Origin of the sequence: Actinomycetospora corticicola, from assembly GCF_013409505.1 — a bacterium.
GTDB lineage: Bacteria > Actinomycetota > Actinomycetes > Mycobacteriales > Pseudonocardiaceae > Actinomycetospora > Actinomycetospora corticicola.
On record NZ_JACCBN010000001.1, the window covers coordinates 1143210 to 1163240 of the forward strand.

The following is a 20031-nucleotide window of genomic DNA, read 5'->3' on the forward strand; positions in this document are numbered from 1 at the left end:
GGCACCTCCCGGGTCGCTGCCCATGCTCGCACCTCCCCGACGGCGGGTGGGGTCGTTTCAGTCCGCCCGGTACGACTGGATCGCGTCGTGCACGTACTGCGCGAGGCCCGGCTCCAGGTCGTCGTAGGTCCGCGCGAAGCGCTCGTCGGTGACGTACAGGCAGGCGAGGTTGCGGTGCATCTCCGGCGAGAGGTCGTAGAACCGCTCGTGGATCTGCCGGCCGTGCGCCTCGGCCGCCGCGCGGGCCGCCTCCGAGTCGGGCGCCGCCCCGGACCGCTTCGCGGCGACGAACGCGGCGTTGACCTCGTCGGTCTCGGCCTTGATCGCGGCCCAGTCGTCCTTCGTGTACCGCGCGGTCCGCGCCTGGGACTGCCGCCACTGCTCGGTGTCGCCCCAGCGCTCCCGCGCCTCGGCCTGGTACTCGTCGGAGAACCCGTCCCCGAAGAGCTCCCTGCGCTCGTCCCGCGTCAGCTGGATTCCGTCCATCTCCGCCTCCAGGGCTCGGTCGATGGCCACGACGAGGTCGGTGAGCTCGTCGAGCCGGGTGGTGACCGCGTCCCGCTGCCGGCGCAGGTGCGCCGCCACGTCGGCGCCCGGGTCGTCGAGGAGGACGGCGATGTCCTCCAGCGCGAAGCCGAGCCGTCGGTAGACCACGACGTGCTGCAGGCGGGTGATGTCGGAGTCGGTGTAGAGGCGGTAACCCGACGCGCTGCGACGGCTCGGCCGGAGCAGCCCGACCTCGTCGTAGTGGTGCAGCGTCCGGACCGTCAGCCCGAACCGCTCGGCGAGCTGACCCACCGTGAGCGCCGTCCCCGTCATCCCGGTCATGATGGAGAGGTTCCGGGCTGACGTCGCGTGAGGGTCAAGTGCACATCCGAGACTCCGTCCCCGCCGACCTCGAGGCGCTCGTCGGGATCTGGCGGCGGGCGGTCGACGCGACCCACGACTTCCTGACGACGGAGGCGGTCGACGGCTTCGAGGCGCGGGTGCGCGGGGAGCTCCCGCGGGCGGCGGTCCGGGTCGCGGTCGGTCCCGACGACGGGCCGCTCGGGTTCCTCGCCGCGCGCGGCGGTGAGATCGACATGCTGTTCGTCGACCCGGCCGCCCACGGGCGCGGCGTGGGCACGGCGCTGCTCGACGACGTCCGGGCCCCGATCCTCACCCTCGACGTCAACGAGCAGAACGAGGCGGGACGCGCCTGGTACGGGCGACGCGGCTTCGTCGCGACCGGGCGCTCGGAGACCGACGGCGACGGCCTGCCGTACCCCCTGATCCACCTCCGTCGGGTGACCCCTCCGCGATCCACGCGTGACGGTTCCGCCCACAATGGGCGATGAGGGGGAGAGGCGTTCGTGAGGGGACGACGTGAGTGGTGACGACGGAATCCAGGTGACCGACGTGATGCCTCCACGGGCCTTCGACGAGGCCTGTCGGATGGTCGTCGACTACCTCGGGGAGGCGGTCCCGCTCGGGGCCTGGGCCGTGACGCGGGTGGCCGCGGGGTGGCAGACCGTCCTGGTGGCGCACGACCGCGAGTACGGACTCGAACCCGGCGTCGGGAACCGGTGGACCGAGACGATGTGCCGCACGATGATCACCGGGGAGACCCCGCGGATCGTGCCCGACGTCGGGACGCGACCGGAGCTGGCGGGCCCCCGGGAGACCGCGGCCGCCCTCGACTTCCGGGTGGGGGCCTACGTCGGGACGCCCATCGTGCATCCCGACGGCGCCCTGTTCGGCACCCTCATCGGGCTCAACCGGGAACCGATGGAGCCCGGCTTCCTCGAGCACGAGGGCCTGCTCGACCTGCTGTCCAGCCTGCTCTCCAGCGTGCTGGAGGCCGACACGAACGCCGTGGACTCGGCCCGCGAGCTCGAGCGGGCCGTGTCCGACGCCGAGACCGACCAGCTGACGGGGCTGCTGAACCGTCGCGGCTGGGACCGGTGGCTGGAGCGTGAGGAGGAGCGGTTCCGTCGGTTCGGCGACCCGGCCTGCGTCGTCATGATGGACCTCGACGGGCTGAAGACCGTGAACGACACCGAGGGGCACGACGCCGGCGACCGCTACCTGCGGCGGACCGCCGAGACGCTGCGGCGCGCCACCCGGCACGGGGACCCGCTCGCCCGGCTCGGCGGTGACGAGTTCGCGATGGTGGCGACCGTGGGGCCCGACGACGCCGGCCCGCTGGTCGCCCGTCTGCAGTCGGTCCTCGACGCGGCCTGCACCCCGTGCTCGGTGGAGGTGGCGCCGGTCGGGGTCGCCGCGGGGTTCGCCGAGGCGGTCTCGGAGGCCGACGCGGCGATGTACTCCGACAAACGTGCCCGGAAGGGATCCTTCGCCCGTTCGTGAGCCGCACCGGCGCCCGACGGGGTGGTCGTGGCGCCGAGCAGGAGTAGAGCCCCCGCCCGCGGTGGTACCGGTACGCGCATCCGGTTCGCGACGACGAGGGGGCCACGAGTGCCGACGCGGCTCGAGGAGGTGGCGGCGGAGCTGACGCCGCCGAGGGCGTTCGACGCCGCCTGTCGGATGGTCGTGGACTACCTGGCGGAGACCGTGCCGATGGGTGTCTGGGCGGTGTCGCGGGTGGTGGGCCGGCGCCAGACGATGCTCGTCACCGCGGACCGCGCGTACGGGATCCGCCCCGGCGTCGAGGTGGCCTGGTCGACCTCGCTGTGCCGCACCATGTCGCTCGGGTCCACCCCGCGGGTCGTGGCGGACACCGCGCTCGTGCCCGACCTGGCCGAGGCCGTCGACGCGCAGGCGAGGGACGCGGTCCGGGTCGGCGCCTACGTCGGGACGCCGATCCTCCAGGCCGACGGCTCGCTGTTCGGCACCGTCGTCGGGCTCAACCCCGATCCGCTGCCGCAGACCTTCCTGCAGCACGAGACGCTGCTGGACCTGTTGTCGAGCCTGTTGTCGAGCGTGCTCGAGGCGGACAGCGCCGCCGTCGAGTCGGCGCGGGCGCTCGAGCGGGCGGTGTCCGACGCCGAGACCGACCCGCTGACGGGCCTGCTGAACCGCCGGGGCTGGCAGCGGTGGATGGAGCGCGAGGAGGACCGGTTCCGCCGCTTCGGCGACCCGGCGGCCGTCGTCATGTTCGACCTCGACGGGCTCAAGACCGTGAACGACGTCGAGGGGCACGACGCGGGGGACCGCTTCCTGCGCCGGACCGCGGAGGCCCTGGTCGAGGCGGTCCGGGCCGGCGACCCGCTCGCGCGGCTCGGCGGCGACGAGTTCGGGCTGATCGCCTCCGTCGGCGCGGACGACGCCGGGCGGCTGGGCGACCGCCTCCAGGCCGCGCTGGCCGATGCCGACGTCCCGTGCTCGGTGGGCGTGGCCCCGTTCCGGGTGGACGGCGGCTTCACGCAGGCCCTCGCCGAGGCCGACGCCGCGATGTACGCGAACAAGCGGGCCCGCAAGGCCGCACGCCCCGTCCACGCGGGCGTCGCGGGCGTGCGGGAACCGGTCGTCGAGGTCACCCCCTGACACGGCAGACCCCTTCCTCGTGACAGCGAAGCGTCGTTGCCGGCGTCCAGTGGCAGGAACGCCACACCGTCGGCCGCCCGGCAGGACGAATCGGGCACCCTGGTCCGTGGACGCGGCCGCCTGAGCGGGCACACCGGCGACATGTTCTCCACCCACGCCGCGGGCGGCGTCGTCGTCGATCCGCGGGGACACGTCGTCGTCGTGTCGCAGCGGTCGCGGACCTGGTCGTTGCCGAAGGGTCACGTCGAGGACGGCGAGAGCGTGCTCGGGGCCGCCCGGCGTGAGATCCACGAGGAGTGCGGGCTCGCCGACCTCGACCTCGTGCAGGAGCTCGGCTCGTTCAGCCGCATGGCGGTGCGCCGCGGGCTGCCCGAGTACAAGACGATCACGCTCTTCCTGTTCCGCAGCCCGACGGCGCCGCTCGCGCCGCTCGACCCGGCCAACCCGGAGGCCCGGTGGGTCCCCGCGGCCGAGGTGCCGGACCTGCTCTCGCACCCGGCCGACGGCCGGTTCTTCCGCGAGCAGGCCCTGCCGCTCATCGGAGGAGCTGCTCGGTGAGGAACGCCGCGAGGGTCTCCCGGTGGCGCCGGTCGGCCTCGTCGTCGTGGGTCGGGTTGTCCGGCACCGCGAACCCGTGGGCGGCCGGGTAGGTCTCGAGGGTCAGCGCGACCCCCGCCGCGTCGCACGCCTCGCGGAGCCGGGCGTGTGCCGCGGTGTCGAAGCTCGCGTCGTCGGTGGCGGCCGCGACGTACACGGCGGCGCGGATCGAGCCGGCCAGCAGGTGCGGGCTGGACGGGTCGTCGGGGGCCGCGAGCCCGCCGCCGTGGAAGGTCGCCACCGCCGCGACGTGGTCCGGCTCGGCCGCCGCGGCACGGAAGGCCATGGAACCGCCGAAGCAGTACCCGGCCGCGCCGAGCCCACCGGACGCCACCTCGGCCCGCGCCCGCAGCGCCGCGACGAGCGACTTCGCGTCGGTGACCACCTGGTTCGGGGTCAGGCTCCCGGCCAGGGACGTGAGCCGCGCGAACTCCTCGGGGTCGCCGAACAGCGTCGAGGTGTCGAACGGCGCGTAGGGCGTCCGGTGGTAGATGTCGGGCACCAGCACCGCGAAGCCGCGCGCGGCCAGCGCGTCGGCCATCCCGGCCAGCGTCTCCCGCACCCCGCCCGCGTCGGGGTAGGACACGACGCCCGGCCAGGGCCCCTCGCCGTCGGGGGTGTGCAGGGTGGCGCGGCAGGTGCCGTCGGGGGTCTCGACGGCGAGCTCGGTCCGGGTCATGCGGTGATCGTGGACCGTCCGGGACGGCGGGTGGGTCGGCTTTCACCGACGGCGAACGGCCTACCCGTCGTCGTCCCCGTCGTCGTCGTCCGCCGGCGGCTGTGCCGGTGGTGCGGGGGCCTGGACGGCGGGCTGCTGAGGTGCGACGCCGGGCGCGGGCGCGACCTGGCTGGTGGGCGGAGGAGCGGCGGGCGCATCGTCATCGTCGTCGCGCTCCGCTGCGTGGCCGAACCCGGTCAGCACCGCCACGAGACAGAAGATCGCCCCGAGGACCCCGAGCACGTTCGTGATCCGATCCTTCGTCATCCGCGCGACGGTGTCCGCGATCACCGGGCCGCGTCAAGATCTACAGCCAACCCGGCAGAATCAGCACGCCGGTCCCATCGGCACCTCCCTGTGCGGGAGGATGGGAACAGAGGAACGTCGCGCGTCGAACCGGGCGGTGCATGATCGAGGACGTGTCGGACCGGGAGGAACGCTTCGCGGGCTACCGGCGCGCGCGGCTGCGGATCCACGATCTCGACGGCGGGGTGGTCGAGGTGCATCCCGCCGACCCGGGCATCACGTCCGGTCGGTTCCCGTTCGCCGCGCCGGTCCACGTCCTGACGGCCTTCGACCCCGGCCCGGCGCGCCTCGCGCCCGAGGAGAACGACCGACGTCAGCAGGCGCTGCTCGGGGACCTCCCGGGGCACCTGTGCCGCTGGGACGCCGAGGCCGGCGCCTCCGACGGCTCGCACACCGAGCACAGCGTGGTCGTCGAGGGCCTGACCGACGACGAGGCGGTGTCCCTGGGCCGTCGGCACGGCCAGGACGCGATCTTCCGGTGGGACCCGGCGGCCTGGTCGATCCTCCCGTGCGACGGGGGCCCGCCGAGCCACGCGGGCTGGACGCTCAGCGGGTGAGGTCGAGGACGTAGGCGGCGTCGGGGTCGACGCCGGTCTCGCCCGGGAGTCGGTCGAGGTCCTCGGCGGCATCGCCGACCATCCGCACCCGGGCCACCGTCCACCCGACGCGGCCCTCCGGCCGGTCGCGGGCGAGCTCGCCGTCGGGAGCCCAGAGGTACGGCTCCACGGTGAGCCACCCCTCCACGAGAAGTTCGACGCCGGCCGGGACACGGCCGGCCGTGAACAGCGCGAGCGTCCACGGCCCGCCCACCAGCACGGTCGACCGCCCGACCGTGGCGGTGCGACCGGCGACGGTGGTGAGCCCGGGGCGGTCGGGAGCCTGGTCGAAGGTCTCGGCCGCCCCGGGCGAGGTCGCGGTGACGGCGAGCGCGAAGCCCGTGTGCACCGGATCGCCGGGCGCGAGTCCGACGTACTCGCCGTCGGCGAGCATCCACGCCGGCACGACCGCCTCCACCCGCACGCCCTGCACCGTAGGCCCCGTCACCGTCATCCTCCGGTCAGCCGACACGCGGGCGGGCCGTGTCGCCGACCCCGACCGGCACCAGCCCGACGACCAGCACCACGTCCTCGTCCACGTGGTCGGGCACGGCGTCGAGGTGTCGGGGTGGCTCCGGGCGCCACGACAGCCGGGAGGACAGCCGCAGCGCCGTGACCCGGTAGCGCTCACGGCACAGGGCGATCTGCTCCCCGTGGCCCGTCCCGGGGGCGAGCTCGGGGTCGAGGTAGAGGGCCCCGGCGACGGCGAGGCGGCCGGACGACGGTTCGTTCGTCGCCCAGAACAGCGGGAAAAGGCGTTCCCCGGCGTCGAGCACGCTGACCGGGCACTCCCCGTCCGCGCCGGGCAGCGCGGTGAGCACGGTGCCCTGCGCCCGCGCCAGGCCGACGTCGTCGTGCGACCAGCCGTCCGGTCCGCGGCCGGCCGGCATCGTCTCGGCGACGAACAGCGCGGGGGCCGCGTCGATCTCGGCGCCGGGCACGAGCGCGGCGAGCTCCGGGTCGTCGAGGAACGTGCCCGGCAGCTGCACGGCCAGCTCCTCGGAGCGGGTCCGTGGGACGACGACGGGGCCGCCGCGGCGGTCGCCGGCCACCCGCACCGGCCGTCGGCGCGGACGCCTCACGCCGGGACCCCGGTGGGGGCGACGTCGAGCAGGTCCACCGTCGTCCCGCGACCCACCCGGCGCCAGCCGCGGATCCGCCAGAGCCGGGCGAAGGGCGTGGCGTCGAGCGCGACGTGGAGGAGGCCCGCCACCTCGAGGCGCACGCCCGGACGGACGTCGGCGCCCGTCGCGAGCGGCCAGCGGCGGCCCACCACCTCGAGGAACCCGGGGGAGCACAGCGGTTCCCGGGGGAGCCGGCCGAACGTCCCCCGTGCGTCGACGCGGGCCCGGCCGTCGGTCCGCCAGCGGTCCGCCCCGACGAGCGCGGGCCGCACCTCGTCCTCGGCGATCGCGAGCGCGAGCCGCACGGTCTCGCCCGGCCGACGGGTCCGCAGCAGCGGCAGCGCGGCGGGCGGTACCAGGGCGGTGACGACCACACCGTCCCAGTCGGGCAGCGCCGACGGGTAGCGGCTCGCTCCGAGATCGGGACCGGAGGGCTCTCGGGTCCGGACGATCGCGTTCACGGGTACCTCCAGGGGTCACGGGTGCCGTCATCCCCTTGGAGTGCGCCGCGCCCCGATCGGTTCCAGGAATCCCCGACGGCGTTCCGACGGCGTTCCGACGGGGTCAGACCGGCCGGACCGTCGCCCCGCGTAGGCGCAGGCCGCCCGGACCGCGGCTCGCGGGTCCCGAGACCACCACCTCGGCGCCGATCAGCCGGGCCGCCGCGACGAAGGGGTCGGCGTCGGCGTCGAACCCGGCGAGCACGCTCTCGACCACCACGTCCGCCCCGGACTCGTCGAGCACCCGCAGGACCCGTCGTCGCAGGTCGACGCGGTCGAGTCGACCGCGCACCGTCGCCGCCGCCCCGTAGCGGCGCGGGGCGTCCTCGCGCGGCCAGACGTCCCGGGAGAGGTTGCCCGGGGTGAAGCTGACCGCACGGAACCGGGCCCCGCCGAACGTCGCGGTCCGCGCCACCCGGGCCAGGGCGTCGAGCAGCTCGACGCACGCCTCGCCCAGCAGCGGCGTGGTCCAGGTGGGCGGGACCTCGTTCCAGAGTCCGCGGACGAGTTCCAGGACGGCGTCGGTGACCTCGTGCTCCAGTCCGTCCCCGAGGACGCCCTCCTCGCCGACCGCGAACCGCAGCACGGTCGCCGTGCCCTCCCCGGCGAGGCCGACGAGCCGCAGCCGCGCCGCGCGCTCGACCACCCCGGCGCTGCGACCCGGTCGCGCCTGGTCGACGAGGTGGCGGGCGACCCGGGTGGTCAGCAGCTGCACGGCGCCCAGCAGCCCCCGCAGCCCGGCGGCGTCGAGCTCGCCCGGGTGGTCCGGGCCCCCGACCAGCCGCACCACGACGTCGTCGGCCATCAGCGGGCCCGGTGCGCGAACAGCACGCCGCGCATTGTGGCGCACCCTAGGGTGGACGGCGTGGTGCAGGACGAGCGGCGACCGGTCGCGCGCCCGGAGCGGGTGGTGTGGAACCGGCTCGCGGAGCGGCGCGGCGAGTTGTTCAGCCGTGAGCTCGCCCCCGACCGGCACGCCTACTGGTGGGCGCGTCGGCACGACGGCGGGCCGGGTCGGCTCAACCGCTGGGTCGACCGGTTGCGCGACACCACCCTGGAGAACGTCCCGTACGTGGACCCGACGGCGGCGGGGGAGGGCGCCCGCGTGCTGCTGCTCCTGCACGAGCCGGCGGCCGACGCGGAGGACGGCAGCGGGTTCGTCAGCCGCTACGCGAACGACGCGGTGTCGGCCAACCTCTACCGGGCCGCCGACCGCGCGGGGCTGGGCCACGAGGTGACGCTCCACTGGCACCTCGTGCCGTGGTGGATCGCCAACCCGAACCACCATCCGCCGCGGCGTCTGGCCGACGAGGTGGTGCGCGCGAAGCCCCGGCTCGCGGAGTTCCTCGACCTGCTGGGCGCTCCTCCGGCCGAGGTCGTGCTGCTGGGCTCGCCGGCGGGGAAGGCGTGGGACGTGCTCGCCCGGCGTGCGGGCCTGCCGTGGCAGCTCACCACGGCCACCGTCTCCCGCGCGCCGCACCCGAACCCCCTGGTGCACGACCGGCTCGACCCCCTGACCGGGCGGCGCAACGGCGACCGGCTGGTCGAGGTGCTGCGGCACGCAGCGCAGCGGGCCCGCGGCGAGGTGGTCCCACCGGCCCGGACCTCCGGGCGACGTCCTTTCTAGGGGCCCGGAGGCACTCCGACCAGGGCCGCGACCGCGTGCGCCGCACCCCAGCTGGCGGTGACCCCGCCACTGGCGTGCCCGTAGGCGTGCACCACCCGGCCGGCCGCCAGGTTCTCGATCTCCAGGCGCATCGTCGGGCGGCTCGGCAGGAGGCCGGCGTCGATCCGCCGGACCCGCGCGTCGACCAGGGCCGGCTCCAGCTCACGGCACCGCCGCAGGACGTCCGACGCGAGCTCGCGGTCCGGTCGCTCGTCGTCGCGCCCGGTGACCCGCACCCCGCCCAGGTGCACGCGGTCGCGGTGCGGGACGACGGACACCCACCGGCGGGAGTCGGTGGTGTCGACGACGACGCGGTCCAGCCCGGGGTTGTCGGTCACGACGTACTGCGAGAACACCGGCCGCACCGTCGGGTCCGGGGTCAGGTCGCGGGCTCCCAGGCCGGAGGCGTTCACGACGACGGGTGCGGCCGCCAGCGGCTCGGCGAGGGTCGCCACGCGCTGCTGTCGCAACCGTCCACCGGTGGTGTCGAGCCGCTGGAGCAGCCAGGGGACGTAGCGGTCCATGTCGATCAGTGGGAGCCGGTAGCGCAGACCGGCGGTGAATCCGGCGGGCAGCTCGTCACGGGCCGCGTCGCGCAGGTCGGGGGAGAGGCGGGTGAGCGCGGGGAGATGACCCGATGTGTCGCTCGCGGTCAGGGTGAGGCCCTCGGCGAGGGTGACCCCGCTGTCCGGGACGCGGCTCAGGCCGCAGAACTCCTGCAGCGACCGGGCGGCCCAGGTGAGCGAGGTCTGGAGCGGGGCGTGCGGCGTCGGCGTCCACACCGCGGCCGCGCGGGCCGACGGCGTCTCCGCCGGATCGTCCGCCGTCCACACCTCGGTCCGCCACCCCGCGGAGGAGAGCACCACGGCCGTGGTCAGACCGATCACGCCGGCCCCCACCACGACCACCTCGGCGCGGGTCGGCGGCGGTGTCGGCACGGACGGACCGTAGCGACGGCGGGTTACGGGCCGGTTCCCCACGACGCCGAGTCACTCGAACGGACCTGTCGGTGCCGCGGAAGGATCGACGCAGGGTTCCAGAAGCGTAGGAACTATCCGTCATCCGACGAGCCCGGGAACGACGACGGCGCCCGGGCCGGGGGCCACGGGCGCCGTCGAGGTGCGGTCGATCAGGACTTGAAGGCGTCCTTGATCTTCTCGCCGGCCTGCTTGATGCTGCTCTTCGACTGGTCGGCCTTGCCCTCGGCCTCGAGGGACTCGTTGCCGACCGCGCTACCGGCGGTCTCCTTGACCTTGCCCTTGAGCTCCTCGCCCTTGTTCTCGGCCTTGTCGGCGCCGCTCATGGCGTCCCCTTCCGTGATGGGCGTCGGGTCGGTTCGACCCGCTCGGGCGCTGGGCTACCCGATCGTCAGGCCGGGGAACCGCCCTCCCCGTCCGCAGGGGTGGCCAGGATCCGGCGCCACCGCCGGTGCTCGGGGTCGAGCAGGTGCGCGGGCGGCTCCCCGCCCTCGAAGAGCTCGACGTCGTGCACGTCCTGGCCCGACCACGTGCCGACCACCCGCCCCGCCCGCACGACGACGGGTGCGATCCAGCCGGCGGCGCGGCTCACGCGGCCGCGGTGGACGGGCGCCAGGATCTCGGGACTGCGCGTTCCGGGGCCGAGCACCCACTGGTCGAAGGCCGGCAGGAAGCGGAGGCGGTCATCGGGTCCGGGCCCGTCGGCGAGCTCGTCCAGGTCGGCCGTGCGGGCGTAGCGCACCTCGCCGCCGTGGTCGGGGTGGACGGCGACCGGCGTGATCGTCCCGGCGTCGACGAGATCGGCGAACCAGCGCCGCAGGGTCGCCCGCCGGGTCGCGCCGCGCAGCAGCCAGGCGTCGAACGTGGCGGGGCTCGCGGGCCCGTAGGCGTCGAGGTAGGCCGGGATCACCCGTCGGGCGGCGTCGTCCGGGTCGGGCAGCGCCGCCCAGGGGGGAGCGACGAAGGTGGGCCGGCTCCCGCGCGGCGGGCCGTTGACCAGCAGCCCCTGCCACGCGAGCGGCTTCAGGACCGTCCCCCACCCCGAGGTGAGCCGGTCGGCCAGCTCGTTCGGGACGTGGGGTGCCGCCCCGGCCACCAGCTCGTCGCGGGTGTGCGGCCCGCCCTCGAGGAGCCCGCGCACCACCTCGGCGAGGCGGGCCACATCCGGGGCCGTCGCGAACTCGCGCTGCCACGATCCCTTCTCCCACGTCCGGGCGGCGGCGAGCAGGGCGAGCAGGTCCGGGGCGCGGGTGGCGTCGAGGACGTGCAGCGTGCCGCGGACGCTCCACGTGCGGACGAGGGAGCCGTCCGCGAGGCCCGCGCGCACCGTGGTCACGTCCGGGCCGCGCACCGCGACCGCGCGCTCGGCGGCGGAGCCGACCTGGGCCTGCACGCCGAGCAGACGCGCGACGACGTCCACGGCGCGGGCGGCGGGCTCGTCGGCCAGGAAGTGACGGACGGTCCGCCGGGCCAGCACGCGGTCCCGGCGGACGACGGGGACCTCGGCGCTCGCGGGACTCATCGCGGCGCTCGCCGGGACGGGCTCACCGCTGCTCGAAGCCGCGGAACCCCTCGGGCTCCCGCTCGGTGACGTCCACGCCGGTGACCTCGGCGCGCGCCGGGCCCTCGTGCGCCCACCGGACCAGCGCGTCCACCGCCGGGTCGTCGCCCTCGGCGACCATCTCGACCGTCCCGTCCGAGCGGTTGCGGACCCACCCGGAGACCCCGAGCCGGGCGGCCTCCTGCTCGGCGGTCGCGCGGAAGAACACACCCTGCACGGTGCCGTGGACGACGAGGTGACGAGCACTCATGCCGTGCTCCGTACCCTGGCGCGGAGCCGGTGACGCGGCTTGCCGCTGCCTCGAACATGTGTTCGACTGTAGCCCATGACCGCGGTGTTCACCCCCTCCCTGTTCGACGACCCGGGGCTCGGCGTCGGGCGGCCCGGCGACGTGTCGTGGTCCGGTGCGCACCGCACGGTGCTCGACGAGCGCTCGTGGGTGGACGTGGTGCCCGGGTGGCTCCCCGGCGCGGAGGAGTGGTTCTCCCGCCTCGTGCGGGAGGTGCCGTGGCTGCAGCGGCGCCGGCGGATGTTCGACCAGGAGATCGTGGAGCCGCGGCTCACCTGCGGCTGGGATCTCGCCGGCGCCCCGGCCCCGGCGGACGAGCTCGCCCCGCAGCTCACCGGGCGCTACGGCGAGGCGTTCGACCGGGTCTCGGCGAACTTCTACCGCGACGGCACGGACTCCGTGGCCTGGCACGGCGACCGGGTGCGCTTCACCCACCCGTCGCCGGTCGTCGCGATCGTCTCGCTCGGCGCGCCCCGGCGGTTCGGGCTGCGGCCGGTCGGGCCGGCGGGGGCGGCCGGACGGAGCGGCGGCGGCACCCGGTGGCTCACGGTGTGCGGGGGAGACCTGCTGGTGATGGGCGGCCGGTGCCAGCACGAGTGGCAGCACACGGTGCCGAAGGATCCGGGCGCCGGGCCGCGGATCAGCGTGACGTTCCGGCACTCCGACCCGGGGCCGGTGGCGGCGCGCTCGGAGCGGGCCCGGGAGGTCCCGGCGTGGGCGCTGCGCTGAGCCCGGCCGGGGGAGCGGTCAGACCGGGAGGTCGGACTCGTCGCCCTCGTCCCGCGACCCGACGATCCGCCGGTCGGCCTCGTCGATGCGCAGGTCGTTGATGCTCGCCTCCCGGCGGCGCATGAGGCCGTTGTCGGCGAACTCCCAGTTCTCGTTGCCGTAGCAGCGCCACCACTGGCCGTCGGCGTCGCGGCACTCGTACTGGAAGCGCACGGCGATCCGGTTCCCGGCGAAGGCCCAGAGGGACTTGCGCAGCGCGTACTCCTGCTCGCGCTCCCACTTGCGGGTCAGGAACGCCACCACCTCGTCGCGTCCCCGCACCCACTCGCTGCGGTTCCGCCAGACGGTGTCGACGGTGTAGGCCAGGGCGACCTTCTCCGGGTCGCGGGTGTTCCAGGCGTTCTCGGCCGCCCGGACCTTCTTCGCGGCGGAGTCGGCGTCGAACGGGGGGAAGGGCGGGCGGGGTTCCTCGGTGGGGCTGCTCATGCTGATCAGCTCACCACGTCCGGGCGCCGTCGGGCGCGTCGCCGTCGGGACGGACCGGGGGCGGTGGGTAGCGTGCGGACCGCGAGCGGTGCCGAGCGACGGGGGACGGATGCGGGTTCTGGGCGTCGACCCCGGGCTGACCCGGTGCGGGCTCGGGATGGTCGAGGGAGTCCGGGGCCGCGAGGTCCGCGCGATCGCGGTCGACGTCGTGCGCACCCCGCCCGACGACGAGGTGGCGGCGCGGCTGGGGGCGATCGCGGACGCCGTCGAGAGCTGGATCGCGCGGTACCGGCCCGACGTCGTGGCCGTCGAGCGGGTCTTCAGCCAGCACAACGTGCGTTCGGTGATCGGAACGGCCCAGGCCGGCGGGGTGGTCGCGCTCGTCGCCGGGCGGGCCGGCCTCCCGGTCGTGTTCCACACCCCCTCCGAGGTGAAGGCGGCGGTGACCGGGTCGGGGCGGGCCGACAAGGCGCAGGTCACCGCGATGGTGACGCGGGTGCTCGCGCTCGACACGCCGCCGAAGCCCGCGGACGCCGCGGACGCCCTGGCCCTCGCCGTCTGCCACTGCTGGCGCGCGCCGATGGCCGCCCGCATGGCCGAGGCGCAGGCCCGGGCCGCCGAGCTGTCCCGCGTGCACACCGCGAAGCTCGCCGCCGCCACGCGCCGCCGCGGCACACGCTGACGCCGTATCCGCTGACGCCCTACGCGCCGACCGGGTCGTTCTCCCGATCGGGCGCGGCGGGTCTGCACCGAGGGTGTCGGACCCGCGCGGTAGCGTCCCGCGTCGAACAGGTGTTCGTGGTGCGGGGAGAGGTGGGCGATGATCTCGTCGGTGCGCGGTGAGGTCCTCTCGGTGGGGCTGGACCACGCCGTGGTCGAGGTCGGCGGCGTCGGGATGGCGGTCCAGGCCACGCCCACCACGCTCGCCGGGCTGCGGCGCGGGCAGGCCGCTCGGCTCGAGACCGCCCTGATCGTGCGGGAGGACTCGCTCACCCTCTTCGGCTTCGCCGACGCCGCGGAGCGGGAGCTGTTCGGCCTGCTGCAGACCGTCACGGGTGTCGGTCCCCGCCTCGCGCTCGCGACGCTCGCCGTGCTCGATCCGGCGGCCCTCTCGCGGGCGCTGGCCGACGGGAACCTCACCACCCTCATGAGCGTCCCCGGGATCGGCCGCAAGGGCGCGGAGCGCCTCGTCGTCGAGCTGCGGGACAAGGTCGCGCCGCCGGATCCGGTCGCCGACCTGCCGGCGGGCGCGGACGAGGCCGGGTTCGGCTCCGTCGTCGCCACGGGCACGATGCGCGACCAGGTGGTGGAGGCGCTCGTGGGGCTCGGCTTCGCGGCCAAGCCCGCCGAGAAGGCCGTCGACGAGACGGTGGGGGCGCTGGGCGAGACCGCCGGCTCGTCGGCCGTGCTGCGGGCGGCGCTGCACCGGCTCGGGCCGAACCGATGACCCGCCGGTGCGGCGGGGGCACCGCATGAGCGGCGACGAGCTCTCGGCCGACCTGGAGCGGGCCCTGGCCGCCACCCGGGAGGTCGGGGAGTCCGACCTGGAGAACCGGCTGCGGCCCGCCCGGCTCACCGAGTTCATCGGGCAGCCGCGGGTCCGCGAGCAGTTGGACCTCGTGCTGCAGGGGGCGATGCGTCGCGGTCGCCCGCCGGACCACGTCCTGCTCTCCGGTCCTCCCGGCCTGGGCAAGACGAGCCTCGCGATGATCATCGGCACCGAGCTGGGCAGCGGGGTGCGCATCACCAGTGGCCCGGCGCTCGAGCGGGCGGGCGATCTCGCGGCGATGCTGTCGAACCTCGTCGAGGGCGACGTCATGTTCATCGACGAGATCCACCGGATGGCCCGTCCGGCCGAGGAGATGCTCTACCTCGCGATGGAGGACTTCCGGGTCGACATCGTGGTCGGCAAGGGTCCGGGCGCCACGTCGATCCCGCTGGACGTCGCGCCGTTCACCCTCGTCGGCGCCACCACGCGCGCGGGGTCGCTGACCGGCCCGCTGCGCGACCGCTTCGGGTTCACCGGGCACATGGAGTTCTACGAGCCGTCGGACCTCGAGCTCGTCGTGGCCCGCAGCGCGCAGATCCTCGAGGTCGACCTGCAGCCCGACGGCGGCCGGGAGATCGCGCGCCGCTCCCGGGGCACGCCCCGCATCGCCAACCGGCTGCTCCGCCGGGTGCGTGACTACGCCGAGGTGCGGGCCGACGGGCGCGTCACCCGGGAGATCGCCCGGGCCGCCCTCGCCGTCTACGACGTCGACGAACTGGGCCTCGACCGGCTGGACCGTGCCGTGCTCGGCGCACTCGTGCGCTCGTTCGGCGGCGGCCCGGTCGGGGTGTCCACGCTCGCCGTCGCGGTGGGCGAGGAGCCCGGCACGGTGGAGGAGGTCTGCGAGCCCTACCTGGTGCGCGCGGGGATGCTGGCGCGCACCCCGCGGGGCCGCGTCGCCACCCCGGCGGCCTGGCGGCACCTGGGCGAGACGCCCCCGGAACCGGACGTCCGGGACGAACCGGATGGACAGGGCCCGCCGACACTCTTCGGCTGAGCTGGCAGACTCGGGGTGGACCCCACCCCGTACCCGCATTGGAGAGAGATGGACCTCCTCTTCCCCCTGCTGATCGTCTTCATGATCGGCATGATCTTCTTCTCGAACCGTCAGCGGAAGAAGCAGCAGCAGCAGCAGGAGAGCCTGCAGAACTCGATCTCGGTCGGCGACGTCGTCCTGATGACCTCCGGGATCAGCGGAACGGTCGTCGACACCGAGGACGAGCGCACCATCGACCTCGAGATCGCGCCCGACGTCATCACCACCTGGCTGCGTGCTGCGGTCCGCGAGAAGCTCTCCACCGAGGCCGAGGAGATCCTCCCGGTGGACGACGTCGAGGGCGACGAGCCCGTCGAGGCGCCGACCACCACGGCGGCCCCGGTCGTGGCCGGCGAGCCGCAGGACGCGCACCCGAACGGCAACGGCGTGTCGGCAGGCTCGAAGGAGTCCCGCAACAACTGAGCCCGTCCCTAGCGGACGCCGTCCGGGTGTCCGCCGCGGGCCGGGTGCGGTCGCCGTCGGAGGGTGGTCCTACCCTGCGGTGAGGTCCTTCGTGGGCCGCCGCGGCCTCGTGCCGCGGCGCCCCGCGGGGCGGGCGTGGCGAGATCGACGCCGGCTCGCGGGGCCGACCCGAGGACACGATCCCGCCTCACCCAGGAGTTCGCAGCGTGGCCCCTCCCACCGTCCGGTTCCGGCCCGGGCGCTACCTGGCCGTCTTCGTGGCCATCGTGGCGGTCCTGTACGGCCTGGTGTTCCTCACCGGCGACGGTCGGCCCACCCCGAAGCTCGGCATCGACCTGCAGGGCGGCACGCAGGTGACGCTCACCGCGCGCACCGAGACCGGGGCCGCGCCGACGCCCGACCAGCTGAACCTCGCGCGCCAGATCATCGAGCAGCGCGTGAACGGCCTGGGCGTCACCGGCGCGGAGGTCGTCCAGAACGGCAACAACCTCGTCATCACGGTGCCCGGCACCTCCGGGGACCAGGCCCGGAGCCTCGGCCAGACCGCGCGGCTGTACTTCCGGCCCGTCGTCAGCGGCCCGGTCGCCGCCGCGCCGCAGGCCCAGAACGGGCAGCAGGGCCAGCAGAACGGGCAGCAGGGCCAGACCGGCCAGCAGCAGGGCTCGACCGGCCAGCAGCAAGGCGGCACCGGTGGCGCCGGTGCGGCCACGCCGGGGCAGGCGCCCGCCGGGCAGGCCGTGCGGCTCCCGGCCCAGCAGCCGACCCCGCCGTCGCCGTCCCCGTCGCCCGGGGGCGGCACCTCGCAGGACCCGCGCCTGGCCGCGGCCATCGCGCAGGCCAAGGAGACCCGGCAGAGCACCGACCCCACGGTGCAGGCCCGGGCGCTCGCCACGCTCAACTGCGCCGCGGACGACCCGCTGCGCGGCTACGACGACCCGACGCGGCCCCTCGTGGCGTGCGACCGCGACGGGGCCGCCAAGTACGTGCTCGGTCCGTCGATCCTCTCCGGCACCGAGGTCGCCGGCGCGAACAGTTCGCCGAACCCGCAGGGCGCGGGCTACGTCATCGACGTGACCTTCAAGTCCGAGGGCGCCGGCATCTGGGCGCAGTACACCAGCGCGAACATCGGTCAGGCCGTCGCCTTCGTGCTCGACTCCGAGGTCGTCTCGGCCCCGGTGATCCAGGCGGCCCAGCCCGCCGGCAACTCCCAGGTCAGCGGCAACTTCAACCAGCAATCCGCGCAGGACCTCGCGAACGTGCTGCGATACGGGTCGCTGCCGCTGTCGTTCGACACCTCGGACGCCCAGACGATCTCGGCGACCCTCGGGCTCGCCTCGCTGGAGGCCGGGCTGATCGCCGGAGTGATCGGCCTGATCCTGGTGTTCGTCTACTCCCTCTTCTACTACCGCGCGCTCGGCGTCCTGACGATCCTGTCGCTGGTCCTCTCCGGTCTCATCGTCTACGCCGTGCTCGTGCTGCTCGGTCGCAGCATCGGCTTCACGCTCGACCTCGCCGGCGTCGCCGGGTTCATCGTCGCGATCGGCATCACGGCGGACTCGTTCGTCATCTTCTTCGAACGGATCAAGGACGAGATGCGGGAGGGCCGGAGCTTCCGGTCCGCCGTGCCCCGCGGGTGGACGCGCGCGCGGCGCACGATCCTCTCCGGGGACGCCGTCAGCTTCCTCGCGGCCGTCGTGCTCTACGTCCTCGCCGTCGGCCAGGTCCGCGGCTTCGCGTTCACCCTGGGCATGTCGACGATCCTCGACCTCATCGTCGTCTTCCTGGTCACGCACCCGCTGCTGGCGCTCGCCTCGAACTCGAAGCTGTTCGCGAGCCCGGCGTGGTCGGGCCTGGGCAAGGTCGCCAACCAGTCCGGGTCGTCCGGCCCGCGTCCCGGGTCGTCCCCCCGGGTGGGTGCCCGGCCCGGCGGGACCCGCAGCAGCAGCACCCGTTCCCGCTCGACCACGCGCAGCGGCTCCGGCCGCGGAGGTGCCCGATGACCCGCGCAGGCGGCCGCAACGGCCGTGACGCCCGCGACGACGAGCCCGAGGACCTGGTGTCCGACGACGCCGACCTCGACGTCGACGACGCCTCCGACGACGACGTCGAGCCGGCTCCCGCCCGGCGGGTCAAGCGCAGTCGGCTCGACTCGCTCTACGAGGGCAACGGCGGCCTCGACATCGTCGGCCGCTCGAAGACCTGGTATGCGGTCTTCGCCGGGATCGTCGTGGTCTGCCTGCTCTCGATGATCCTGCGCGGCTTCAACTTCTCGATCGACTTCGAGGGCGGCACGTCGGTGCAGTTCCCCGCGCGGGGGGCGACCGGGGTGGCCGAGGTCAGTCAGGTCCAGCAGGTCTTCGACCAGTCGGTCGGTCGGCCCGCCGAGACGGTGCAGACCGCGGGCGCCGGCGACAACGCGACGATCATCGTCAAGTCCGACCGCCTCTCGCAGGCCGAGGTCGTCGCGCTCCGGCAGGCGCTGTTCGACCGCTTCCAGCCACTGGACACGGCGGGCGTCCCCGACCAGAACGCCGTCAGCGACAGCGCCGTCAGCGCGAGCTGGGGCGGGGAGATCACCCGGCAGGCGCTGATCGCGCTCGTGGTGTTCCTCGTGCTCGTCGCGATCTACCTGGCGTTCTACTTCGAACGGCGGATGGCCCTCGCGGCGCTCATCGCGCTGGCGAACGACATCATCGTGACGGCGGGCGTGTACTCGCTCATCGGCTTCGAGGTCTCGCCCGCGACGGTGATCGGTCTGCTGACCATCCTCGGGTTCTCGCTCTACGACACGGTGGTCGTGTTCGACAAGGTCCGCGAGAACACCCGCGGGCTGCAGAGCCTCACGCGGCGCACCTACGCCGAGGCGGCCAACCTCGCGGTCAACCAGACGCTGATGCGGTCCCTCAACACGTCGCTGATCGCCGCCCTGCCGCTGATCGGCCTGTTCGTCGTCGGCGTCGTGCTGCTCGGGGTCGGCGTGCTGGGAGACCTGGCGCTCGTGCAGCTGGTCGGCACGATCATCGGTGCCGCCTCCTCGGTCCTGCTCGCGACGCCGATCGTGGTCGACCTCGCGATGCGCGACCGGGTGTGGGTCCAGCAGGCGCAGCGCGTCGCGGCCCGGCGGGCCAAGAATGCGCGGAAGGCCGAGGGCGGCGACACGGCCGCCGGCGAGCACACCGAGGTCATCGACACGCGCGCCGTGGCGGCGGCCGGCGCCGGGGCCTCCTCCCGCCCGGTCGTCGACGGCCGGGCGTCGGCGCCCCGTCCCGGGGCTCGGCCGGCGGGCAAGTCGGGTCGGCCGAGCGGCAAGCGTCGCCGGTGAGCCCGAGCACCGACCGCGGGACCGTCGAGCAGTTCTTGCGGGCGGTCCCCGACTTCCCCGAGCCGGGCATCCGGTTCTGGGATCTCACGCCCGTGCTGGCCGACGCCGAGGGGCTCGCCGCCACCACCCGGCTGCTCAGCGAGCCGGTGGCGGACGCCGCGGTCGACGTCGTCGTCGGGATCGAGGCCCGCGGGTTCCTGCTGGGGGCCGCGGTGGCGCAGGCCCTCGGGCTCGGGATCGTGCCGGTCCGCAAGCAGGGCAAGCTGCCCGCCGTCGCCGCGTCGCGGTCCTACGACCTGGAGTACGGCTCGGCCACGCTGGAGCTGCCCGCCGGTGTCCTCGCCGCCGGCACCCGCGCCCTGCTCGTCGACGACGTGCTCGCCACCGGTGGCACCGCCGCCGCGGCCAGCGAGTTGGTGGAGAGCTGCGGCGCCCACGTCGCGGCCCTCTCCGTCGTGCTCGAGCTCCCGGCGCTCTCCGGCCGCGCCCGTCTCGGCGACCGCCCGCTCCACGCGGTCCTCGAGCGCTGACCGCGGCCGTCTCCTGCCGCGAGACGTACACCAGGCACCCTCGCGCGCTCCGGAGGCTGCCTGGCGTGACCCTCGGCGGCCCGTCGGGCGGGAGGGGATTGACCACATCCGGTCGGGGAACTCCTCCCACGGCTCC

The 20031-nt window shown here is 74.9% G+C and carries 26 protein-coding genes; 14 read left to right on the forward strand and 12 right to left on the reverse strand.

The annotated features are described in order from the left end of the window. Window positions 1-57 precede the first annotated feature (57 nt). Complete coding sequence (locus BJ983_RS05390; RefSeq protein ID WP_179792880.1) at window positions 58-828, reverse strand: MerR family transcriptional regulator; 771 nt, start codon at window positions 826-828, stop codon at window positions 58-60. 38 nt (window positions 829-866) lie between these two features. Here BJ983_RS05390 and BJ983_RS05395 point away from each other — a divergent pair, with 38 nt between their 5' ends. The 4 genes from BJ983_RS05395 to BJ983_RS05410 all read left to right on the forward strand — a co-directional run bounded on the left by BJ983_RS05395 (window position 867) and on the right by BJ983_RS05410 (window position 4044). After that, on the forward strand, window positions 867-1337 hold the full coding sequence (locus tag BJ983_RS05395) for an acetyltransferase (protein WP_179792881.1): 471 nt from the start codon (window positions 867-869) through the stop codon (window positions 1335-1337). 64 nt (window positions 1338-1401) lie between these two features. After that, on the forward strand, window positions 1402-2349 hold the full coding sequence (locus tag BJ983_RS05400) for a GGDEF domain-containing protein (protein ID WP_179797371.1): 948 nt from the start codon (window positions 1402-1404) through the stop codon (window positions 2347-2349). Between the two features lie 108 nt (window positions 2350-2457). Continuing rightward, entirely contained in the window at window positions 2458-3486 is a 1029-nt protein-coding gene (locus BJ983_RS05405; protein WP_179792882.1) for a diguanylate cyclase, read from the forward strand. Between the two features lie 141 nt (window positions 3487-3627). Continuing rightward, window positions 3628-4044 carry an NUDIX domain-containing protein gene (locus BJ983_RS05410; protein ID WP_179792883.1) on the forward strand — a complete coding sequence of 139 codons (417 nt, stop codon included), beginning with the start codon at window positions 3628-3630 and terminating at the stop codon, window positions 4042-4044. Here BJ983_RS05410 and BJ983_RS05415 read toward each other — a convergent pair. Together BJ983_RS05415 and BJ983_RS05420 are read right to left on the reverse strand one after the other, a co-directional pair. After that, window positions 4022-4762, reverse strand: a complete 741-nt coding sequence (locus BJ983_RS05415; RefSeq protein ID WP_179792884.1) for a dienelactone hydrolase family protein — start codon at window positions 4760-4762, stop codon at window positions 4022-4024. The genes BJ983_RS05410 and BJ983_RS05415 overlap by 23 nt on opposite strands. 60 nt (window positions 4763-4822) lie before the next feature. Beyond that, window positions 4823-5068 carry a hypothetical protein gene (locus tag BJ983_RS05420; RefSeq protein WP_179792885.1) on the reverse strand — a complete coding sequence of 82 codons (246 nt, stop codon included), beginning with the start codon at window positions 5066-5068 and terminating at the stop codon, window positions 4823-4825. A gap of 152 nt (window positions 5069-5220) precedes the next feature. Between BJ983_RS05420 and BJ983_RS05425 the strand changes: the two genes are divergently transcribed. Next, window positions 5221-5664, forward strand: a complete 444-nt coding sequence (locus tag BJ983_RS05425) for a DUF3293 domain-containing protein (RefSeq protein ID WP_179792886.1) — start codon at window positions 5221-5223, stop codon at window positions 5662-5664. On the opposite strand, the gene BJ983_RS05430 is transcribed toward BJ983_RS05425, so the two are convergent. The 4 genes from BJ983_RS05430 to BJ983_RS05445 all read right to left on the reverse strand — a co-directional run bounded on the left by BJ983_RS05430 (window position 5654) and on the right by BJ983_RS05445 (window position 8132). Beyond that, a complete protein-coding gene (locus BJ983_RS05430; protein WP_179792887.1) occupies window positions 5654-6127 on the reverse strand; it encodes a hypothetical protein in 474 nt (157 codons plus the stop codon). The genes BJ983_RS05425 and BJ983_RS05430 overlap by 11 nt on opposite strands. A gap of 37 nt (window positions 6128-6164) precedes the next feature. Then, window positions 6165-6785, reverse strand: coding sequence for a hypothetical protein (locus BJ983_RS05435; protein ID WP_179792888.1), 621 nt, complete (start codon window positions 6783-6785; stop codon window positions 6165-6167). Further along, window positions 6782-7288, reverse strand: coding sequence for a hypothetical protein (locus tag BJ983_RS05440; protein ID WP_179792889.1), 507 nt, complete (start codon window positions 7286-7288; stop codon window positions 6782-6784). Before BJ983_RS05440 ends, BJ983_RS05435 begins: the two co-directional genes overlap by 4 nt. A 103-nt stretch (window positions 7289-7391) precedes the next feature. Further along, on the reverse strand, window positions 7392-8132 hold the full coding sequence (locus tag BJ983_RS05445; protein ID WP_179792890.1) for a hypothetical protein: 741 nt from the start codon (window positions 8130-8132) through the stop codon (window positions 7392-7394). Window positions 8133-8192: 60 nt separating this feature from the next. Between BJ983_RS05445 and BJ983_RS05450 the strand changes: the two genes are divergently transcribed. Then, window positions 8193-8954 carry a uracil-DNA glycosylase family protein gene (locus tag BJ983_RS05450; RefSeq protein WP_179792891.1) on the forward strand — a complete coding sequence of 254 codons (762 nt, stop codon included), beginning with the start codon at window positions 8193-8195 and terminating at the stop codon, window positions 8952-8954. Here BJ983_RS05450 and BJ983_RS05455 read toward each other — a convergent pair. The 4 genes from BJ983_RS05455 to BJ983_RS05470 all read right to left on the reverse strand — a co-directional run bounded on the left by BJ983_RS05455 (window position 8951) and on the right by BJ983_RS05470 (window position 11781). Further along, window positions 8951-9931: an FAD-dependent oxidoreductase gene (locus BJ983_RS05455; RefSeq protein ID WP_179792892.1), complete on the reverse strand. Its 981-nt coding sequence runs from the start codon at window positions 9929-9931 to the stop codon at window positions 8951-8953. The genes BJ983_RS05450 and BJ983_RS05455 overlap by 4 nt on opposite strands. Before the next feature lie 191 nt (window positions 9932-10122). Next, entirely contained in the window at window positions 10123-10296 is a 174-nt protein-coding gene (locus BJ983_RS05460) for a CsbD family protein (RefSeq protein ID WP_179792893.1), read from the reverse strand. A 65-nt stretch (window positions 10297-10361) separates the two neighbouring features. Beyond that, complete coding sequence (locus tag BJ983_RS05465) at window positions 10362-11492, reverse strand: DNA glycosylase AlkZ-like family protein (RefSeq protein WP_179792894.1); 1131 nt, start codon at window positions 11490-11492, stop codon at window positions 10362-10364. 22 nt (window positions 11493-11514) lie between these two features. Next, complete coding sequence (locus BJ983_RS05470; protein WP_179792895.1) at window positions 11515-11781, reverse strand: acylphosphatase; 267 nt, start codon at window positions 11779-11781, stop codon at window positions 11515-11517. 75 nt (window positions 11782-11856) lie between these two features. Here BJ983_RS05470 and BJ983_RS05475 point away from each other — a divergent pair, with 75 nt between their 5' ends. Further along, a complete protein-coding gene (locus BJ983_RS05475; protein WP_179792896.1) occupies window positions 11857-12549 on the forward strand; it encodes an alpha-ketoglutarate-dependent dioxygenase AlkB in 693 nt (230 codons plus the stop codon). A gap of 18 nt (window positions 12550-12567) precedes the next feature. Here the strand turns inward: BJ983_RS05475 and BJ983_RS05480 are convergent, their stop codons facing one another. After that, entirely contained in the window at window positions 12568-13035 is a 468-nt protein-coding gene (locus BJ983_RS05480; RefSeq protein WP_179792897.1) for a nuclear transport factor 2 family protein, read from the reverse strand. 109 nt (window positions 13036-13144) lie between these two features. Between BJ983_RS05480 and ruvC the strand changes: the two genes are divergently transcribed. The 7 genes from ruvC (at window position 13145) to BJ983_RS05515 (ending at window position 19895) form a co-directional block, all read left to right on the forward strand. Beyond that, window positions 13145-13717, forward strand: a complete 573-nt coding sequence (gene ruvC, locus BJ983_RS05485; RefSeq protein ID WP_179792898.1) for a crossover junction endodeoxyribonuclease RuvC — start codon at window positions 13145-13147, stop codon at window positions 13715-13717. 138 nt (window positions 13718-13855) lie between these two features. Further along, window positions 13856-14482: a Holliday junction branch migration protein RuvA gene (gene ruvA / locus BJ983_RS05490; RefSeq protein ID WP_179792899.1), complete on the forward strand. Its 627-nt coding sequence runs from the start codon at window positions 13856-13858 to the stop codon at window positions 14480-14482. A gap of 25 nt (window positions 14483-14507) precedes the next feature. Further along, window positions 14508-15581 carry a Holliday junction branch migration DNA helicase RuvB gene (ruvB, locus tag BJ983_RS05495; RefSeq protein WP_179792900.1) on the forward strand — a complete coding sequence of 358 codons (1074 nt, stop codon included), beginning with the start codon at window positions 14508-14510 and terminating at the stop codon, window positions 15579-15581. Window positions 15582-15629: 48 nt separating this feature from the next. Further along, window positions 15630-16043 carry a preprotein translocase subunit YajC gene (gene yajC / locus BJ983_RS05500; protein ID WP_179792901.1) on the forward strand — a complete coding sequence of 138 codons (414 nt, stop codon included), beginning with the start codon at window positions 15630-15632 and terminating at the stop codon, window positions 16041-16043. 206 nt (window positions 16044-16249) lie between these two features. After that, window positions 16250-18043, forward strand: a complete 1794-nt coding sequence (secD, locus tag BJ983_RS05505; RefSeq protein ID WP_179792902.1) for a protein translocase subunit SecD — start codon at window positions 16250-16252, stop codon at window positions 18041-18043. Continuing rightward, window positions 18040-19365, forward strand: a complete 1326-nt coding sequence (gene secF / locus BJ983_RS05510) for a protein translocase subunit SecF (RefSeq protein WP_179792903.1) — start codon at window positions 18040-18042, stop codon at window positions 19363-19365. The genes secD and secF overlap by 4 nt, the downstream gene beginning before the upstream one ends. Continuing rightward, on the forward strand, window positions 19362-19895 hold the full coding sequence (locus BJ983_RS05515; protein ID WP_179792904.1) for an adenine phosphoribosyltransferase: 534 nt from the start codon (window positions 19362-19364) through the stop codon (window positions 19893-19895). Before secF ends, BJ983_RS05515 begins: the two co-directional genes overlap by 4 nt. Window positions 19896-20031: the final 136 nt, after the last annotated feature.

What these genes read in the sequence shown, in the direction of transcription:
- BJ983_RS05390 (WP_179792880.1), bottom strand. Translation starts at nt 828, where the DNA reads ATGACCGGGATGACGGGGACGGCGCTCACGGTGGGTCAGCTCGCCGAG.
- BJ983_RS05400 (WP_179797371.1), top strand. Translation starts at nt 1,402, where the DNA reads ATGCCTCCACGGGCCTTCGACGAGGCCTGTCGGATGGTCGTCGACTAC.
- BJ983_RS05410 (WP_179792883.1), top strand. Translation starts at nt 3,628, where the DNA reads ATGTTCTCCACCCACGCCGCGGGCGGCGTCGTCGTCGATCCGCGGGGA.
- BJ983_RS05415 (WP_179792884.1), bottom strand. Translation starts at nt 4,762, where the DNA reads ATGACCCGGACCGAGCTCGCCGTCGAGACCCCCGACGGCACCTGCCGC.
- BJ983_RS05420 (WP_179792885.1), bottom strand. Translation starts at nt 5,068, where the DNA reads ATGACGAAGGATCGGATCACGAACGTGCTCGGGGTCCTCGGGGCGATC.
- BJ983_RS05445 (WP_179792890.1), bottom strand. Translation starts at nt 8,132, where the DNA reads ATGGCCGACGACGTCGTGGTGCGGCTGGTCGGGGGCCCGGACCACCCG.
- BJ983_RS05460 (WP_179792893.1), bottom strand. Translation starts at nt 10,296, where the DNA reads ATGAGCGGCGCCGACAAGGCCGAGAACAAGGGCGAGGAGCTCAAGGGC.
- BJ983_RS05465 (WP_179792894.1), bottom strand. Translation starts at nt 11,492, where the DNA reads ATGAGTCCCGCGAGCGCCGAGGTCCCCGTCGTCCGCCGGGACCGCGTG.
- BJ983_RS05470 (WP_179792895.1), bottom strand. Translation starts at nt 11,781, where the DNA reads ATGAGTGCTCGTCACCTCGTCGTCCACGGCACCGTGCAGGGTGTGTTC.
- BJ983_RS05475 (WP_179792896.1), top strand. Translation starts at nt 11,857, where the DNA reads ATGACCGCGGTGTTCACCCCCTCCCTGTTCGACGACCCGGGGCTCGGC.
- BJ983_RS05480 (WP_179792897.1), bottom strand. Translation starts at nt 13,035, where the DNA reads ATGAGCAGCCCCACCGAGGAACCCCGCCCGCCCTTCCCCCCGTTCGAC.
- ruvC (WP_179792898.1), top strand. Translation starts at nt 13,145, where the DNA reads ATGCGGGTTCTGGGCGTCGACCCCGGGCTGACCCGGTGCGGGCTCGGG.
- ruvA (WP_179792899.1), top strand. Translation starts at nt 13,856, where the DNA reads ATGATCTCGTCGGTGCGCGGTGAGGTCCTCTCGGTGGGGCTGGACCAC.
- ruvB (WP_179792900.1), top strand. Translation starts at nt 14,508, where the DNA reads ATGAGCGGCGACGAGCTCTCGGCCGACCTGGAGCGGGCCCTGGCCGCC.
- yajC (WP_179792901.1), top strand. Translation starts at nt 15,630, where the DNA reads ATGGACCTCCTCTTCCCCCTGCTGATCGTCTTCATGATCGGCATGATC.
- secF (WP_179792903.1), top strand. Translation starts at nt 18,040, where the DNA reads ATGACCCGCGCAGGCGGCCGCAACGGCCGTGACGCCCGCGACGACGAG.